General features: G+C 49.1%; 15 protein-coding genes. 7 read left to right on the top strand and 8 right to left on the bottom strand.

Annotation, left to right across the window (positions count from 1 at the left end; all coding sequences use genetic code 11):
* Positions 1 to 40 precede the first annotated feature (40 nt).
* The gene (locus tag EXIG_RS12650; RefSeq protein WP_012371350.1) at positions 41 to 508 is read right to left on the bottom strand and encodes a hypothetical protein; all 468 of its coding nucleotides are present in this window, start codon (positions 506 to 508) and stop codon (positions 41 to 43) included.
* A gap of 360 nt (positions 509 to 868) precedes the next feature.
* Complete coding sequence (locus EXIG_RS12645; RefSeq protein ID WP_012371349.1) at positions 869 to 1,609, bottom strand: SGNH/GDSL hydrolase family protein; 741 nt, start codon at positions 1,607 to 1,609, stop codon at positions 869 to 871.
* A 43-nt stretch (positions 1,610 to 1,652) separates the two neighbouring features.
* Between EXIG_RS12645 and EXIG_RS12640 the strand changes: the two genes are divergently transcribed.
* Positions 1,653 to 2,720 carry an acyltransferase family protein gene (locus tag EXIG_RS12640; RefSeq protein WP_012371348.1) on the top strand — a complete coding sequence of 356 codons (1,068 nt, stop codon included), beginning with the start codon at positions 1,653 to 1,655 and terminating at the stop codon, positions 2,718 to 2,720.
* Between the two features lie 51 nt (positions 2,721 to 2,771).
* The gene (locus tag EXIG_RS12635; RefSeq protein ID WP_234944539.1) at positions 2,772 to 3,104 is read left to right on the top strand and encodes an Asp23/Gls24 family envelope stress response protein; all 333 of its coding nucleotides are present in this window, start codon (positions 2,772 to 2,774) and stop codon (positions 3,102 to 3,104) included.
* Positions 3,105 to 3,154: 50 nt separating this feature from the next.
* On the opposite strand, the gene EXIG_RS12630 is transcribed toward EXIG_RS12635, so the two are convergent.
* Positions 3,155 to 3,913: an SLAP domain-containing protein gene (locus EXIG_RS12630; RefSeq protein WP_012371346.1), complete on the bottom strand. Its 759-nt coding sequence runs from the start codon at positions 3,911 to 3,913 to the stop codon at positions 3,155 to 3,157.
* Positions 3,897 to 6,257, bottom strand: a complete 2,361-nt coding sequence (secA2, locus tag EXIG_RS12625; protein WP_012371345.1) for an accessory Sec system translocase SecA2 — start codon at positions 6,255 to 6,257, stop codon at positions 3,897 to 3,899. Before secA2 ends, EXIG_RS12630 begins: the two co-directional genes overlap by 17 nt.
* A gap of 276 nt (positions 6,258 to 6,533) precedes the next feature.
* Here secA2 and pgmB point away from each other — a divergent pair, with 276 nt between their 5' ends.
* Positions 6,534 to 7,196 (top strand): beta-phosphoglucomutase, encoded by a 663-nt coding sequence (gene pgmB, locus EXIG_RS12620; RefSeq protein ID WP_012371344.1) that lies wholly within the window; start codon positions 6,534 to 6,536, stop codon positions 7,194 to 7,196.
* 151 nt (positions 7,197 to 7,347) lie between these two features.
* Here the strand turns inward: pgmB and EXIG_RS12615 are convergent, their stop codons facing one another.
* On the bottom strand, positions 7,348 to 8,802 hold the full coding sequence (locus tag EXIG_RS12615; RefSeq protein ID WP_234944538.1) for an N-acetylmuramoyl-L-alanine amidase: 1,455 nt from the start codon (positions 8,800 to 8,802) through the stop codon (positions 7,348 to 7,350).
* Between the two features lie 319 nt (positions 8,803 to 9,121).
* Between EXIG_RS12615 and EXIG_RS12610 the strand changes: the two genes are divergently transcribed.
* The 4 genes from EXIG_RS12610 to chrA are packed head-to-tail and all read left to right on the top strand — an operon-like array spanning position 9,122 to position 13,013.
* Positions 9,122 to 9,523, top strand: a complete 402-nt coding sequence (locus tag EXIG_RS12610) for a Rok-like winged helix domain-containing protein (RefSeq protein ID WP_012371342.1) — start codon at positions 9,122 to 9,124, stop codon at positions 9,521 to 9,523.
* A gap of 57 nt (positions 9,524 to 9,580) precedes the next feature.
* Complete coding sequence (locus EXIG_RS12605) at positions 9,581 to 10,624, top strand: glycosyltransferase family 4 protein (protein WP_012371341.1); 1,044 nt, start codon at positions 9,581 to 9,583, stop codon at positions 10,622 to 10,624.
* A gap of 55 nt (positions 10,625 to 10,679) precedes the next feature.
* Positions 10,680 to 11,801: a DUF418 domain-containing protein gene (locus EXIG_RS12600; RefSeq protein ID WP_012371340.1), complete on the top strand. Its 1,122-nt coding sequence runs from the start codon at positions 10,680 to 10,682 to the stop codon at positions 11,799 to 11,801.
* 54 nt (positions 11,802 to 11,855) lie between these two features.
* Positions 11,856 to 13,013, top strand: a complete 1,158-nt coding sequence (chrA, locus tag EXIG_RS12595; protein ID WP_012371339.1) for a chromate efflux transporter — start codon at positions 11,856 to 11,858, stop codon at positions 13,011 to 13,013.
* An 80-nt stretch (positions 13,014 to 13,093) separates the two neighbouring features.
* Here the strand turns inward: chrA and EXIG_RS12590 are convergent, their stop codons facing one another.
* From EXIG_RS12590 to EXIG_RS12580, 3 genes are all read right to left on the bottom strand, one after another.
* Positions 13,094 to 13,525 carry a GNAT family N-acetyltransferase gene (locus tag EXIG_RS12590; protein WP_012371338.1) on the bottom strand — a complete coding sequence of 144 codons (432 nt, stop codon included), beginning with the start codon at positions 13,523 to 13,525 and terminating at the stop codon, positions 13,094 to 13,096.
* On the bottom strand, positions 13,500 to 14,531 hold the full coding sequence (locus EXIG_RS12585; RefSeq protein ID WP_012371337.1) for an LCP family protein: 1,032 nt from the start codon (positions 14,529 to 14,531) through the stop codon (positions 13,500 to 13,502). The genes EXIG_RS12590 and EXIG_RS12585 overlap by 26 nt, the downstream gene beginning before the upstream one ends.
* A 68-nt stretch (positions 14,532 to 14,599) precedes the next feature.
* Positions 14,600 to 15,241: a YigZ family protein gene (locus EXIG_RS12580; protein ID WP_012371336.1), complete on the bottom strand. Its 642-nt coding sequence runs from the start codon at positions 15,239 to 15,241 to the stop codon at positions 14,600 to 14,602.
* Between the last annotated feature and the right edge of the window lie 67 nt (positions 15,242 to 15,308).

The following is a 15,308-nucleotide window of genomic DNA, read 5'->3' as shown; positions in this document are numbered from 1 at the left end:
TCCAGGAAGCGTGTCCTGATTTTCTATGCTCTTTTTCCATTCAAGCAGGATGGTCACTCTTAGGACGGGAATAGACGATGAGGATACCACGTTCGACCAGTTCGTTCGCAAGTGTCTCGATGGCTTCTGGTGAAGTTTTCGTTCGGGTAATGTGTCGATAGAGATGACGGAGTTCACGGCGCATCGGTTTACGGATCAACCACATGCTGTCGATGATGAGGCACCAGGTCACGACGGTTTCATGACCGATGTAAAACTGGGTTTGCCGATTGAGGTACCGGATCCACCATTCATCCCGGGCCATCTTTAATAAAACGCCGGTAGTCAAGAGGACAGCCAATACAAGCGGAATGCTTTCGTAGATGGGGAGGCTCGCCAATCGATCGCGAAGTCCGGTTACGAAACTGAGCATCGTCCATCCAATGAGACCGATGACGAACCAATAACTAAAGTTGACTAGACTTCGTTGCTTCATCTGAAGTCGGGGTTTCAGGATTGGGGTTGACATCAGAATCACCTCCTTGTTAAATAATCGAATTTTCTGACAATTTATAGTTGTCTTTCTACTATAGTTACTTTTTCCCGAAACGTCTAGTCGTTAGACATAGAAAATGTGTTTCTTTCTTGACGAATTTCGTGTACGCTAAAAAAAGAAAGTGAACGGTTACATACAAGGGGGAGAAATGATGGATCAAGTCGTATGGATTGCAGTCGGTATCGTCGCGATTGCTGTATTTTCAGCATCGAGCGTCGCCGCATACATGGGTGTTAAAAACCAGGAAGACTGATGACATGGTGCCTGTCACCGCGTAGATGAACGTCGAAAAAAGGAGACTCCGTAAAAAACGGAGTCTCCTTTTTTCGACGTTCATTTGTTTTCCGTAATCTGAATCCGTTCCGCAAATGGTTTTAACGCATCACTCCATCGCAGGTAGCCGCCGCCGACTAGATGGAGTCCGTCGTACGTCATCCGGTTTTGAAGATAACCCTGTTGATTCGTCAACTCCGGACGTAAATCGACAAACGGAACACCGGCTGATTTGGCAAGCTGCTCGAGATTCCGGTTCAAGGCTTCGACGTCACGATTGACACGGACCGAATCGGAGTACTTGGGTGCGACGGGTAACGTTGACTGAATGACGACATCAATGTTATTTTTTCGCAGTGTCGTCACGATTGTCGTCATGTTTTCCGTGATCGTCGGAATCGGGGTGAAGTGCCGGATGTCGTTGATGCCGCCCATCAGGAAAACACGTTTCGGTTTCATCTCGACAATCAGGTCGAGGCGGGTCAGAAAGCCTTCCGTCGTATCACCGGGAATTCCGAAATTGACAATTGTCGGATCATTGAGCAGGATCCGCCAATCACCAAAATTCGTCATCGAGTCACCGAGCATGACAGAATTCGGTGATTTTGGGTATTGATAAGTATGGAAAAGACTATTCAAGCGGACGTAGTTCGGATTTTTCGTATATTGGAATGTCGAAATAGGCTGTGTGTTCGTCGCAGGAAAGGCCTGCTCGAATAACTCGATCGGTTTACGTCCGAGCAATAACGCGAGGAGGACGACGTTGGCGACGATCGAGAGAATGACTAGTGCTTTTTTCATAAAACAATCGTTCCTTTCGAGGGAGTATAAGGGGTAGTGTAACATGAATCGAAATCCGTGGTTTGATAATATCAAAGGATTCCTTGTCATTTTCGTAGTAATTGGTCATATGCTGACGGATTTACGGTTTGATTACGATGGAAAGTTACTCGAAACAGTGTACCTGGTCATTTATTCGTTTCACATGCCATTATTCATTATTTTAAGCGGCTACTTCTTCCGGGAAAATAAATACTTACATGTCATTCAACTGTTTGCCGTCTATTGTGTCTGGCAGATTTTGATTGGCTCATGGGCAACGTTTGGAGAAGGACTGCCGTTGTTATCCGGACAAAATCTCGGAACGCATCTGCTCCGGCCGTACTGGGCACTCTGGTATTTATTCGTCATGGTCGTCTGGTATATCGTCACGCCGTATGTCATCCATCTGCGCGGCTATGTCTGGTTCGGACTCGCTTTTGCCTTATTATACGGTTTTGAATTAGAAAACACCGGATTTCTGGCTTTACGAAAATTAATCATGTTCTATCCGTACTTCCTGCTCGGGAACTACTTGTCGGAACACGAATTCATCCGGATTTTCGAAATGCCGAAAAGCTTTAAACGGCGGATGAACGTCCGATTGATCGGCGGACTGGCTTTCGCAAGCGTCGTCGGTTTCCTTCTCTATGAAGCATGGCGCGACACACCACAGGAAATCGTCGCCTTGGCAAATGCATTCAAGCATCGTTTCCCGTATGTCGAACAGTATGACAGTGATGCCTGGGTTGGTGTGTTGAAGCACAGTGTCATCTATTTCCTGTCGATTACGGCGTCTCTAGGCTTTATGATGCTCGTCCCGATGCGTCGTCTGCCGCTCGTGACACGGGCCGGAGAGCTCAGTTTATATGTCTATCTGTTGCACGTTTTCTTCGTCATGGCATGGCGGCAGTATGTAACGACAGCCTTCGTACCGCAAACCTGGCTCGCCCTGCTGATCGTCATCGGTGTCGCCTTGTTGATTGTCGGCGTCATCATTCATCCGTTGATTGTCCGTCTGATGCGTCCGTTGATCGAAATCGATATTCGTCCGATCGTCGAAGAACGACAAGACCTTTCAAAAAAAGGTTAAATGCTATACACTTTAAAGTAGAGCGATTAATAGATGAAGGGCGTGGAAAGTATGTCGTATAACTTAAACAATGCGGATGGTGTCGTCAACGTTTCTCAACAAGTGATTGAAGTGATTGCCGGGGTAGCGGTTCAGGAAACAGAAGGAATTGCTTTTACTCAGGACGATTCGAAGTTACAGGAAAAACAGATGGTTAAGCTCGTGAAGGTCGAAGACGAGGACGGTGCCATTACGGTCAGTCTTTCGGTTCATATCAAATACGGGATGTCGATTATCAAGACAGCAGGAAAAGTACAGGAACGGATTGCCCAAGACATGGAAAACATGTTGGCATTCCAGCCGAAAGCGGTCAACGTTCGTGTCATCGGTTTATTAAAAGGATAATCCAAAAGGGGCTTTTCGTCATTGACGAGAAGCCCTTTTTTTTGAAGGAATTATTCCGGCAGGTACCGTAAAGCCAAAGCATCACTCGGATGTGCCGTGCAGTCAAACAGCAGGCGGACCGCTTGTTCGCTTTGCGGAGACACGGTCACCGAGGCATGCCGGGTTACGGCGACCACCTGATCACCAAGCAACAACTCAAACGCAAGTGAGTCGAGTTCGAGCGTTTGTCCACTCGGATTGCGGACCAGTAAAATGGACTCGACGATCTGTTCCTGTTTGAAAATTGAGACCGGCAACAAGGACCAGCCGTCTGTCGGTGGAGCAGGATGAGAGAAAGCAATTTGACGAATCAGGCGTTGCTCCGAAGCAGTAAAGGAATCATCGATGACGAGATCCGTTAACTGTTCATTGGAGAAAACCAGTTCGAGCGAAGCATCAAGCGTCGACAACTCGACGAACTGCTCTTCCTCCGAAAAGTCGAGCCAAAGCGGTAAGGTCGCTTTCGGAAGCAACACCGGTACCTCTTCAATCGTAAATGTCTTCCTTGCGACGAGCTGATCGCCTGACAGGACGAGGACAACCAGATCATTGAGCTGGAAAGAACGTTCAAGTGTATTTTGGAACAACGCAATCAGTTGCAACGGTTCCGTCTGCAATACTTGAAAGAGGTGGATAGCCAACTGATTCGGTCCGAGTTTCGGTAACTGATTGAGTGCGTACCGAAAAACATACTCGTCTTCTTTGACGATCGGCATATCTTCGGTAAAGTAAAGCGCAGGTTGAATTTCATCTTCAATCGACGGTTGCATGAAGCAGTCCTCCTTGCAGAGTGGTTTCTTCCAGACGGCATAGTCCGGAAACGACTTGTTTTTCAAAACTGAAGATCGCATAACGGAAATAATCCATACCTTCCCGTTCGAAAATCCGGACCGGCTGTTCTTGACCGTAGCTGCGTAAATGAATCCCTTCCTTGAGGGAATTCATCGCTGTCAAATGACTCGTCCACTGCTCATCGAGTGCCAGTAACATGAACCGTCGCGCCGTTTCTTCATCTTCGGTGATCTGTAAGGCCATTCGCTGGTCGACCGCAGCAATGAACGGTTCCAGTTGCTGTTTGATTGTTTCAATCGAGTCAGCCAGAGGCAGTTCGACCGGCTGATGCAACAATTGTTCCAGTTCCGTCGTCAATAATTCAATCGGCCATTCTTCCGGAACGAGGTCGTCCGTCAAATACTGATCGAGATAGGCGTGGACGGTCCGGGCGGCAAACGGCTGGACGAATTGGTCCAGTGTCGCCGAATCAACGATTTGATTGCGGAGACGATAGATGGCAAGACGTTGTTCACTGATGACTTCCTCGAGTTGGACGAGATCGTCACGGACGCTGCGGTTGACCGATTCGCAGGTTTCCTGCGCATAAGCCATCAGCTGCTGAGCTTCTTTTGCACTGATCGGACCGGTGACGGAACCGAGCTTCTTTTTGACGCGCTCTAACCGTTCACGGGCAAACCGTCGAGGCAGTTCATCTTCGAGCGACAGGTAGAAACGTGTCAGACCGGGATCTCCTTGACGTCCCGCCCGGCCACGCAACTGGTTATCGATCCGGACTGATTCGTGACGTTCCGTGCCGATGACGAACAGACCGCCTTGCGCTTTCGCCGCATCATCGAGCAGGATATCCGTTCCGCGTCCTGCCATGTTCGTCGCAATCGTCACCCGGCCGTGGCGGCCGGCGGACTCGATGATCCGGATTTCCTGGTCGACCGTTTTGGCGTTCAGAATCTCGTAAGGAATGTGCCGCTGATCGAGGACGTCGGCGACCTTTAAGGATTGTTCGATCGAAGTCGTTCCGATCAAGACCGGTTGCCCCGTCGAATGAGCTGTTTCGGTCGCTGCCGCAATCGCGCTGTATTTCTCAGGACTCGTCAAGAACAGGACATCCGCTTCATCGATTCGGATTTTCGGACGGTTCGGTGGAATCGATACAACATCCATCCGGTACGTCTTCAAAAATTCATCACGGGAAGTGGCAGCGGTCCCGGTCATCCCGCACACGTGTTGATAGAGACGGAAGTAATGCTGGATCGTGATTTGCGCTGTCGTCCGATTTTCTTCGGTCACGCTGACGTGTTCCTTCGCTTCAAGCGCTTGGTGGAGACCGTCCGATAAACTGCGTCCTTCCATCAACCGACCGGTGAACAGGTCGACGAGTGCAATCTTATCGTCCTTGACGATGTAATCAACGTCTCTTTGGAGAACGACATGAGCCCGCAGCGCCTGAATGACATAATGGAACAAGACAGCATGTTCCGCTGCAAACAGCTGATCGATGCCGAAAGTCCGCTCAATCGTCTCGATGCCTTGATCCGTTAAGGCGACCGCCTTGATTTCTTCATCGAACGTATAATCGGCGTCTTCTTTAAAGTCTTTGACGACATGACGGACCAACTGTTGTAAACCTTCGTGAACGGTGTCCCGTTCCGCCATGATGAGAGGGGTTTTGGCTTCGTCGATCAAAACACTGTCGACTTCATCGATTAACGCGAAGCGGAGGGGACGTTGCAGACGATCTTCCTGCCGCATGACCAAATGGTCCCGCAGATAGTCGAAGCCGAATTCCGTTCCGACTCCGTATGTAATATCAGCGGCATAAGCCTGCTGTTTTTCTTCGAATGACAGTTCTGCTGAATTGATGCCGACCGTCAAACCCAGGAAACGGTGAATCTGACCAATCTGTTCCGCATCACGCTGAGCGAGGTATTCGTTGACGGTGATGACATGGACCCCTTGACCGTGCAGGGCCTGGGTGAAACTAGCGAGTGACGCGACGAGTGTTTTTCCCTCACCGGTCGCCATTTCGGCGATATGTCCGGACAGAAGGGCGAGTCCGCCGATCAACTGGACATCGTAATGACGAAGACCGAGTGTCCGCTTGCTGGCTTCCCGGACAAGGGCAAAGGCCGTCACGGTGATTGCCTCGATTTTCTCACCGGCCTGCAGACGATTTTTCAAAGATGTGGTCAAAAGCTGTAGTTCTTCATCCGTTTTTTGTTCCATTTCTGCTTCTAAGCTGTTAATTAATAAAACGGTTTTTTCATAACGACGCATTCTGCGACTCTGTTCATCTATTAATTGTTTAACGCGCTGAAACATGATTGGTCACTCCTTCGGTTCGACTGTCAAACTCGCTTTTATTATAACAGTTAAAAATTGTAAAACGAATAGAAAAGAACGAAATAAGTAAAACATTCCCTTGAAATTGAAAACGGTTTCTTTCTAGAAAGGGAAACGATTTGGATTTGTTTTTTGATAACGCTTGCAAAGGGGAAGGGGAACAGGTAAAATAATTCTTGAGGCAAGTGCAATCGTTTGCGCAAATCATTCGATTTCTTGTCTTTCATGTACGATGGATGAAAGGATGGATGTCGGATGGCACCAACGATTGAAGCGGTCATTTTTGACTTGGACGGCGTAATTACCGATACAGCCGAGTATCATTATCTGGCTTGGAAACAACTGGGTGAGGAGTTGGACATTCCGTTCGACCGGGAGTTCAACGAAACACTGAAAGGCGTCAGTCGGACCGATTCACTGGAGCGGATTTTGATACTTGGCGGGAAGCAGGATGCTTTTACCGCTCAGGAAAAAGAAGCGCTCGCAACGAAAAAGAACGACCATTACGTCACGTTGATCCAACATATTTCAGAACAGGATCTTTTACCGGGAATCATTGCATTCCTGGATGAAATCCGTGCGACTGGGCTGAAAATCGGAATGGCGTCAGCTTCTAAAAATGCGTTGACTGTCGTTGAGGCACTTGGAGTCCGGCACTATTTTGATGACATCGTCGATGCGGCAACCGTCGCCCAGTCAAAACCACACCCTGAAGTGTTTTTACGGGCAGCAGAGGCGCTTGGCGTCGCACCTGAACGTTGCATCGGTGTAGAAGATGCAGCGGCAGGAATCACGGCCATTCACGCAGCGGGTATGTATGCTGTCGGAGTCGGTCCGGAAACGACGTTACATGAGGCAGACTATCGTGTCGATTCGACGGATTTGCTTTCCCTTGAGCAGATTCTAGCTAGTCGCTAATGAACATCCGCCATTCCCTGATGGCAGATGGTTTTATATGATCAATCTCTTTTCATGTGAGTACAAAAGGACCGCTTCCCTGAGCGGTCCTTTTGTCATATAAAAAACGCTCGTTCCGATAGACGGAATGAGCGTTTTACAGTCTTTGAACTTAAAGTGTCGCGAGAATACCGTCGGCAATCGCTTGGGCATAACGTGCCTGATAAGCGGGGTCTGCCAGTTTCGCACGATCTGACGCATTCGATAGGAAACCGAGTTCCGCCAGGACGGCCGGTGCCTGCGTTCCGCGAATGACAGCATAATTGGCAAAGTGGACACCGCGGTCGCGCATGCCGGCGTAACCTGTCAGCCGTTGCTGAATCGCCTGTGCGAGCTGAACGGAAGTTGTTCCCTTATAGTAGTAACTTTCCGCACCGGACGCACTGGTACCATTCGAAGCATTGATATGGATGCTGACGAACCGTGACGTCGACAAAGCGTTTGCCATCGCACTCCGGTCGCCGAGTGACGGATAATAATCGTTTGTGTAGCGTGTTAACGTCAAATCCACTTTTCCTGCCAGCAGACCGGCGACTTGACGGGCAACAGACAGGACGATGTCCCGTTCTGCGAGTCCTGCCCGGACAGCGCCCGGATCGTAAGCACCGTGTCCGGGATCGAGGACAATCAATGGACGATTAGCCGGACTCGGTTGAAAGAGCGTCAAATAAGTAGCTTCCACATAACCGCGACGTCCGTCAGCTGTTTGGACAGCTAAAAAACCACGTGTCTTATGAAGATTGTTTGTCACGACAACCGGTGTACCACGGCCGAGACGGGTGATTTGTCCGCTGAGAACGGAAGCGGATGCCCGTAAGGCGACGGTGCTTCCGGCATCAATCAGAACGTACATCTTGCTACCGCTGTAATCCGCCGTTCCGGCAGTCGGGACGGTCGGAGAAGCCGTCTCTTTTTTTAAATACGTCCCCATGACATATCCAGTTTTCCCACCGTAACTGATTTTGTGCCAGTTGGAGCTGACGGATAAGGACTGGACGACTTGATTGCTCGGAATCGTCATCAATAGAGCGCCAGATGTCGTCGGTGCAGTCCGGAAGTTCAGCCGTTCCGTCGTCGTATAGGCTGTCGACGATGCCGTCACTTTCTTTAGATAGGCACCCGATACGAAACCGGTTTTATTGTTATACGTCACTTTGTACCAATTGCCGTCACGGAAGCTCGACGTAACCGTCGTCTTGACCGGAATGGTCAAAAGGCGGACTGAAGATGTCGAAGCATCCTGACGCAACGATAAAGCATCCGTCGTCTGGTAGGCCGTCTTCGCGAAGGCCGTCCCGCTGACGACTTTCGTTAAGTATTGACCGAGTACGTAACCGGTCTTTCCGTTGTGGGTGACAAGGTACCAGTCACCGATCCGGTAGTTGGACGTCAGCGACGTTTTTTTCGGGATCGTCGTTAATTTTTTGGAGGAAACTGAGTCGGACGAACGTAAATTCAGTAAATCTGTCGTTTGATAGGTCGTTTTCGTAAACGTTACGCCGGAAGCAGCCGATACTAATGAGGACGGAAAAGCGATGGTCACCAGAAGCAAAAGTACTAGCGTCATTGTGAGGATTTTAGTTAATTTGTCCATTAAATTTCCAGTCTCCTTTTAAGTAGAATGAATACTTAGAAATGCTTATATAGTCAATTAAGTATTTTTAAAATAGTTTAATTTATAATTTATCTGTTCCGTTCTATCTCCTTTCTGTTAATATGAAGTGTAGTCAAGTGACAACCAACGAGAGAAAAATATTACAGAATAATTAAATGTATAATAAAATTATATATTAAAGAGGAAAATTGTATCTTATTTTATTTCAAAAAACATACAATTGAAACATAATTGAAATATTTATGTTTAATTTAGGAAAGTGGGTTAACAAATGGGATCGAGTGAACATATCTACCGAGAACTGATGGAAATTGAAGAGGAATACCGTCGTCTGCAACGGCGCGCTGAATATTTAATCGCAGAATTAAGTCGGGGAACAAGTGATTCGGCAAAAGAAGTTGCCGTGACACAGGAGCGTCCGCTCAAGCAACGCCGAGTCAACCAACGTTACCCACTGGAAGTTTATGTCCATCAAATCAGCGACTTGATGCGTGAACGTGAATCAATGTCGGCACGGGACATTCAAATGGAACTGGAACTCCGGTACCGTCACCAAATCAGCAACATTTATCAACTGATGGCAAAAGTGGAACAAGCGAATCCGGCGATTAAAAAAGTCGGACGTGGCATCTATACATATGATCCATCTGCAGAAGTCCCAATCTTCATGTGAGCCGCTCGTCGGCTCTTTTTTTTTATGATATAATTCGCGCAGGAGCGTGATGTTATTATGTTATGGACGGCGTCCATTGTCTGTTTTATCGCGGCCTTACTGATCACACCCGTCGTAAAACGCTTTGCGATTGCCGTCGGTGCCGTTGACAGTCCGGACGCGCGAAAGGTACACGTACGAATTATGCCGCGTTTAGGCGGTCTTGCGATTTACATTGCATTTATGATCGGTTACTTTATTTTGCAACCTTCAAGCCCGTATGCGACACATATTCTGGTCGGAGGCTTTGTCGTGATTTTGACAGGCGCACTCGATGACCGTTTTCAATTAAATGCCCGGCTGAAACTGATGGGGCAGATCGTCGCGGCCGTGGTCGTCTTAAACGGCGGGATCCGGATTGAGTTTATCAATCTGCCGTTTGATCAACAATTGTATCTCGGCTGGTGGAGTGTCCCGCTGACGTTTCTCTGGGTCATCGGCATCACAAATGCCGTCAATCTGATTGACGGACTCGACGGACTGGCGGCAGGGGTTTCAAGTATTGTCCTGCTGACGCTGATCAGCCTGGCCGTCATTCAGGGCAATGTCTACGTGACGATTGTCGCGATTCTTTTATTGATGAGTACATTTGGTTTTCTGTTCCACAACTTTTATCCGGCCAAGATTTTCATGGGAGACACCGGTGCGTTATTCCTCGGATACATGTTGGGTGTTTTGTCGTTGCTTGGTTTCAAGAACGTCACCCTGTTTTCACTCGCGGTGCCGGTCATCCTGCTCGGCATCCCGATTTCCGATACGCTGTTTGCGATTGTGCGCCGGGTATTACAAGGAAAACCACCGTTTGCACCGGATAAAGCCCATCTTCATCACCGGTTACTCGATCTTGGATTTACGATGCGGCAGGCGGTACTCGTCATTTACGGATTGTGTGCCGTCTTCGGGATGACAGCGGTCCTCTTTTCACAAACGACTTCGCTTGGAGCACTCGTTTCCTTGCTGATGTTATTGCTCGTACTCGATATTTTAGTCGAATCGCTTGGATTACTGGGCGAGCGCTATCGACCGTTACTGAATTTGCTGGAACGAATGACATCAAAATGACCAATCAGCCGCTCAAAGGAATTTGGGCGGCTGATTTGGCGATAGGGGAGTCGAGATGAATCCGATTGAAAGAGCCGACCGAATTATCTATCTGGATGTGTTGCGGGGATTCGCTTTATGCGGCATCCTCTTTGTTAATATGCCGAGCTTTCTCGGCGAACGTTTCACGCGCGAAATGGGGAGCACCGATCAGCTGTTGCGTCTCCTGTTTGACTTGTTCATCCAAACGAAATTCTATACGCTGTTCAGCGTTTTATTCGGAGCCGGCTTCATTCTATTCATCCACCGGTTACGGATGAAGCGAAAATCACTGTGGATTTTCGTCCGCCGTTTACTCGCTCTATTTCTGTTCGGTCTCATCCATCTGCTGTTCTGGAGAGGAGATATCCTGCAGACCTATGCCCTGTGCGGTCTGATGCTGCTTGCGTTCGTTCAGACACGACCGTCGACGAAGCTGTGGGCCGCTCTCGCCTTACAGCTGTATGTCTTCTTTCGGTATCTGTCGATTTATCAATATGCCGAGTCCGTCGGCGACCGGTCGATTCCGGACCCGGATACGACGCTGCAATCAATCGTGGCGGCACATGACGTCGCGGCATTCGTCATCTATCATGCGACCGTTCAATTGCCGCACGGTTTAACGAATTCTCTGGCAATCTGGCCGGAAATTCTTTCCCTGTTTTTAATCGGAGCCTACTTGATGGAACGATTCACGGTCCGTCCGCCGGCGACCCGGACGATTCGTCTTGTGTTTGGTGCCAGTCTGTTGCTGTCGTTGCCGTTGCTCTATCCGATTGTTCAGATTCATCAAGGGCGTTTCCCGGACGGATTGGCCAATTACTTTTTCGTCTGGCTGTCGGGTCGTACCCTTGCTGTCGCATATGCGGCGGGAATTGCCTTACTCGTCCGGTTTGGGCGTCCGTTAAGCGGATTTCAAGTATTGGGACGGATGGCGTTGACGAATTACCTCATGCAGACGGTCATCTTTACACTGGTGTTGTTCATGACCGGACGGTACGGGACGATTCCGCTCTGGCAAGGTACGTTGCTCGTCATCGCGGTATTGGTTGTACAAGTCATCTTCTCGAGCTGGTACTTAAAGCGCTATCGTCAAGGGCCGGTCGAGACTTTTTGGAGAACTGTCACATATGGACGGAAAAAATCACGAAACACCTGAATGGTCACAGAAAATTTACAAAGTTTTCGTATAATTCAGCGTAGAGGTGATCGGATGAACAGATGGATCGAAATTTTCATCGTCTCATTAAAACTTGGATTAACGTCATTTGGCGGACCTGTCGCCCATTTAGGGTACTTTTACGAGGAATATGTCAAACGAAGGAAGTGGGTGGGTGAGAAAGCATACGCCGATCTTGTCGCCCTTTGTCAATTTCTGCCCGGACCGGCTTCGAGTCAGGTCGGGATGGGGATTGGTCTCGTTCGGGGAGGCGTCGTCGGTGCGATCGTCTCATTCATCGGCTTTACGTTACCGTCGAGCATTTTACTGATTCTGTTCGCAGTGCTCGCAACCGAATTCGATTTGACGGAAGCAGGCTTCATTCACGGTCTCAAGCTTGTTGCCGTCGCGATCGTTGCAGACGCCGTGCTCGGTATGGGGACAAAACTTGCCGTCGGTCCGAAACGGTTATTTTTGATGTTGCTGGCGTTGGCCGGTGTCTTGTTGATCGCCCATCCGCTCGCGCAAGTCGGTGTCCTGCTGCTTGCAGCCGTGCTTGGATTATTTCTGTTTAAGGACGAACCGGAAAGTGGAGGCGGACTCAATATCCGTGTCCCGAAATGGCTCAGTATCAGTGCTTTGATCCTGTTCATCGTCCTGCTTGTCGTAACACCGTTCCTTGCGGCGAATGCCGCGGGGAATCTTCAGCTGACGAGTATCATGTACAGTGCCGGTGCCCTCGTGTTTGGTGGTGGACATGTCGTCCTGCCGTTTTTACAGCAATCTCTGGTGCCGGACTTTTTGACAGGTGATAGTTTCCTGGCCGGTTATGCGGCAGCGCAAGCTGTTCCGGGGCCACTCTTTACGTTCGCGACGTATCTTGGGACGGTCGTGAACGGACTAATGGGCGGAATCCTGGCGACGCTCGCGATTTTCCTGCCCGGATTTTTACTTGTCCTTGGAGTCTTGCCGTTTTGGGACCGGGTCCGCGGCAATAAACAGGTCGGACGGATGTTGATTGGTGTCAATGCAGCAGTCGTCGGTATTCTGCTCGCTGCGTTATATGATCCGATCTTCACGTCGAGTGTCAAAACAGGAATCGATTTTTTGATCGTTTTCGGACTGTTTTGCCTGCTCCGTTTCTACAAACAATCACCGCTCCGGATTGTGATCCTCGGTGCAGTGATGGGATCGATCATGGGATGGTTCTGATTGACGTCAAACGTACGAGTATTTACAGCTAAAAAGGGGTGACGGATATTGATATCCGTCACCCCTTTTTCTATGATTCGTTACACATCAAGTGCATCGTCACGTTCGAGTGTCACGAGAACGATTGCATCCCGTCTGACTTGATGAACAGGCCGGAATCCGAATTGGCGATACAAGGTGATGGCCGGTTCGTTTAAGGCGGCCGTCGAAACGATACGAAGCGCTTGATGTTCCAAGGTATGCCGGATCAATTGCGTCGCGATGCCCTGACGAAAAGAATCCGGGGAGACGAGCAACCGGGTGATCGTTTCCCCTTCGACGGTCAAAGCGCCGACGAGCCGTTCGTCGAGACGCGTGATGTAACCGGCCGGTTGTTCTTCGTGAAGTGCTGCTTCCGATTGAAGAAGCGGCGGAAAGAAAGTGGCGCCGATTAAATCGGCCTCGACGCGGTACGCTTGTTGCTGGAGCCGGTACAGTTCGGGATAATCAGTTGCTTTCAACGGTCGAATCATTGGAAACCTCCGGTGTAGTGGTCGAATCGTCAGCCGTCTCCGGTAAGTTCAGCTGTTCCTTTAACATTGTTTTCGCATCGGCGAGTGAACTCGGGTCGAGCTGATAATAGTAGGCACCGTTGATTTTTGTATCCGTTCCCTTTAAGTCAATCCGGTTGACGGTGTTCAAGGATTTGACGAACGGTTGTAATTGGAACGCTTCCGTCAGGGACATGTTCGTCGTGAAATTATCACTCGTCGCATCCATCAGTTTATTCAGCTTCGTGATGGATCCAAATGACGTCGATTGGTCGATGATCGCCTGGACGACCTGTTGTTGGCGTTTGGTCCGGCCGATATCGCCTTCCGGATCCTCGTAACGCATCCGGGCGTAGGCAAGGGCTTCCTCACCATTTAACCGTTGAAGACCGGGTTCGAGCTTGACGCCGCCTTTTTTATCGGAGGAGTTCAACGTATCGATCGGTAATTTGACATCAACGTCAATGCCGCCGACGGCATCGACGATCGCCACAACACCGTTGAAGTTGATCGAACCGTAATAATCGATCGGGATATCAAGTAACGTTTCGACGGTCTCAATCGTTGAATCAATGCCACCGAATGCATAGGAATGATTGATTTTATCTTCGTACCCGACAGACGGAATCATGACGAGGGAATCACGGGGAATACTCAGTAAATTGACTTGTTTATCCGTTTTGTTGAACGTTGCGACAATCATCGTATCGGCGCGTGAAGACGTATCGCCGGGACGTTCATCCGTTCCGACGAGCAGGACGGAAAAATGATCTTTCGTTAAGTCAACGGCAGCAGCCCGTTTGTCTGATTTATCTCCGCGCGACAGTTCGACTTCCGATTGTTTAGCTGTTTGAAACGTTTTGTTGGCGACATAGGCAAATGCAGCACCTCCGGCGATGAACACGACCAGAAAGACGGTGACGAACACTTTAAACCACGACCGCTTTGGTTTTGGTTTGGCAGAACGGGATCGTTTGGAATCATCCACGGTTCATTACTCCTTACTTTACTGAATTATTAGAAAACTTTTAAATTCTTTACAATCAGTATAGCAGGTCAAGGTTGAATGTCACGGTCGACGTAGCGCGAATCGGTTTTCTCAAGCAGAGCCTGTCCGTTCGTCAAATTCGTCATCCACTCAAAAAAAGCAGGGACGGCGGTTTCTTCGACCCAGACATCGATTTTGACATGATCGAGATAATGAATCTGATCGATGATGTGTTCGGTTGCCCGTAACTCATTCTCCAGCTTTCCGAGCCACGTATAATCGACTGTGACTTCGACTAAATCGTGGGCAATCCGCTCCACGATACCGACAGCGTTCAACCCTTCCGAGACACTGGAACCGTAAGCCCGGATCAAGCCGCCGCCGCCGAGCTTGATGCCGCCGAAGTAGCGCGTGACGACGACGACCGTATTGCGGAGATTCCGTTTTTTTAAGACTTCCAGCATCGGGACGCCTGCCGTTCCGCTCGGTTCCCCGTCATCGTTGGCTTTTTGAATCTCATTGTGTTCACCGATGACGTAAGCGGAGCAATTATGATTGGCATTCGAATGTTTCTTTTTGAGATCGGCAATGAAGGCTTGAGCCTCTTCTTCCGAGGTGGCACGCGCCAAATATGTAATAAATCGTGACTTTTGGATAATGATTTCATGGAAACCGTTTTCTTTTACTGTATAATAATTAAATAATGTCATAATCAAAAATGTCCTCCTCGTTAACTAGTTCTTTCTAGCATAACGACGATTTGAGAGAGAGACAACC

Origin of the sequence: Exiguobacterium artemiae 255-15 (genome assembly GCF_000019905.1) — a bacterium.
In the GTDB taxonomy this organism is placed as follows: domain Bacteria; phylum Bacillota; class Bacilli; order Exiguobacteriales; family Exiguobacteriaceae; genus Exiguobacterium_A; species Exiguobacterium_A artemiae.
Note: the sequence above shows the minus strand (reverse complement) of the source record. Positions and strands in the feature narration are given on the sequence as shown.

Excerpts from the sequence above, each read along its gene's own strand:
- EXIG_RS12650 (WP_012371350.1), bottom strand. The coding sequence starts at position 508 with ATGTCAACCCCAATCCTGAAACCCCGACTTCAGATGAAGCAACGAAGT.
- EXIG_RS12645 (WP_012371349.1), bottom strand. The coding sequence starts at position 1,609 with ATGAAAAAAGCACTAGTCATTCTCTCGATCGTCGCCAACGTCGTCCTC.
- EXIG_RS12640 (WP_012371348.1), top strand. The coding sequence starts at position 1,653 with ATGAATCGAAATCCGTGGTTTGATAATATCAAAGGATTCCTTGTCATT.
- EXIG_RS12635 (WP_234944539.1), top strand. The coding sequence starts at position 2,772 with ATGTCGTATAACTTAAACAATGCGGATGGTGTCGTCAACGTTTCTCAA.
- EXIG_RS12630 (WP_012371346.1), bottom strand. The coding sequence starts at position 3,913 with ATGCAACCGTCGATTGAAGATGAAATTCAACCTGCGCTTTACTTTACC.
- secA2 (WP_012371345.1), bottom strand. The coding sequence starts at position 6,257 with ATGTTTCAGCGCGTTAAACAATTAATAGATGAACAGAGTCGCAGAATG.
- pgmB (WP_012371344.1), top strand. The coding sequence starts at position 6,534 with ATGGCACCAACGATTGAAGCGGTCATTTTTGACTTGGACGGCGTAATT.
- EXIG_RS12615 (WP_234944538.1), bottom strand. The coding sequence starts at position 8,802 with ATGACGCTAGTACTTTTGCTTCTGGTGACCATCGCTTTTCCGTCCTCA.
- EXIG_RS12610 (WP_012371342.1), top strand. The coding sequence starts at position 9,122 with ATGGGATCGAGTGAACATATCTACCGAGAACTGATGGAAATTGAAGAG.
- EXIG_RS12605 (WP_012371341.1), top strand. The coding sequence starts at position 9,581 with ATGTTATGGACGGCGTCCATTGTCTGTTTTATCGCGGCCTTACTGATC.
- EXIG_RS12600 (WP_012371340.1), top strand. The coding sequence starts at position 10,680 with ATGAATCCGATTGAAAGAGCCGACCGAATTATCTATCTGGATGTGTTG.
- chrA (WP_012371339.1), top strand. The coding sequence starts at position 11,856 with ATGAACAGATGGATCGAAATTTTCATCGTCTCATTAAAACTTGGATTA.
- EXIG_RS12590 (WP_012371338.1), bottom strand. The coding sequence starts at position 13,525 with ATGATTCGACCGTTGAAAGCAACTGATTATCCCGAACTGTACCGGCTC.
- EXIG_RS12580 (WP_012371336.1), bottom strand. The coding sequence starts at position 15,241 with ATGACATTATTTAATTATTATACAGTAAAAGAAAACGGTTTCCATGAA.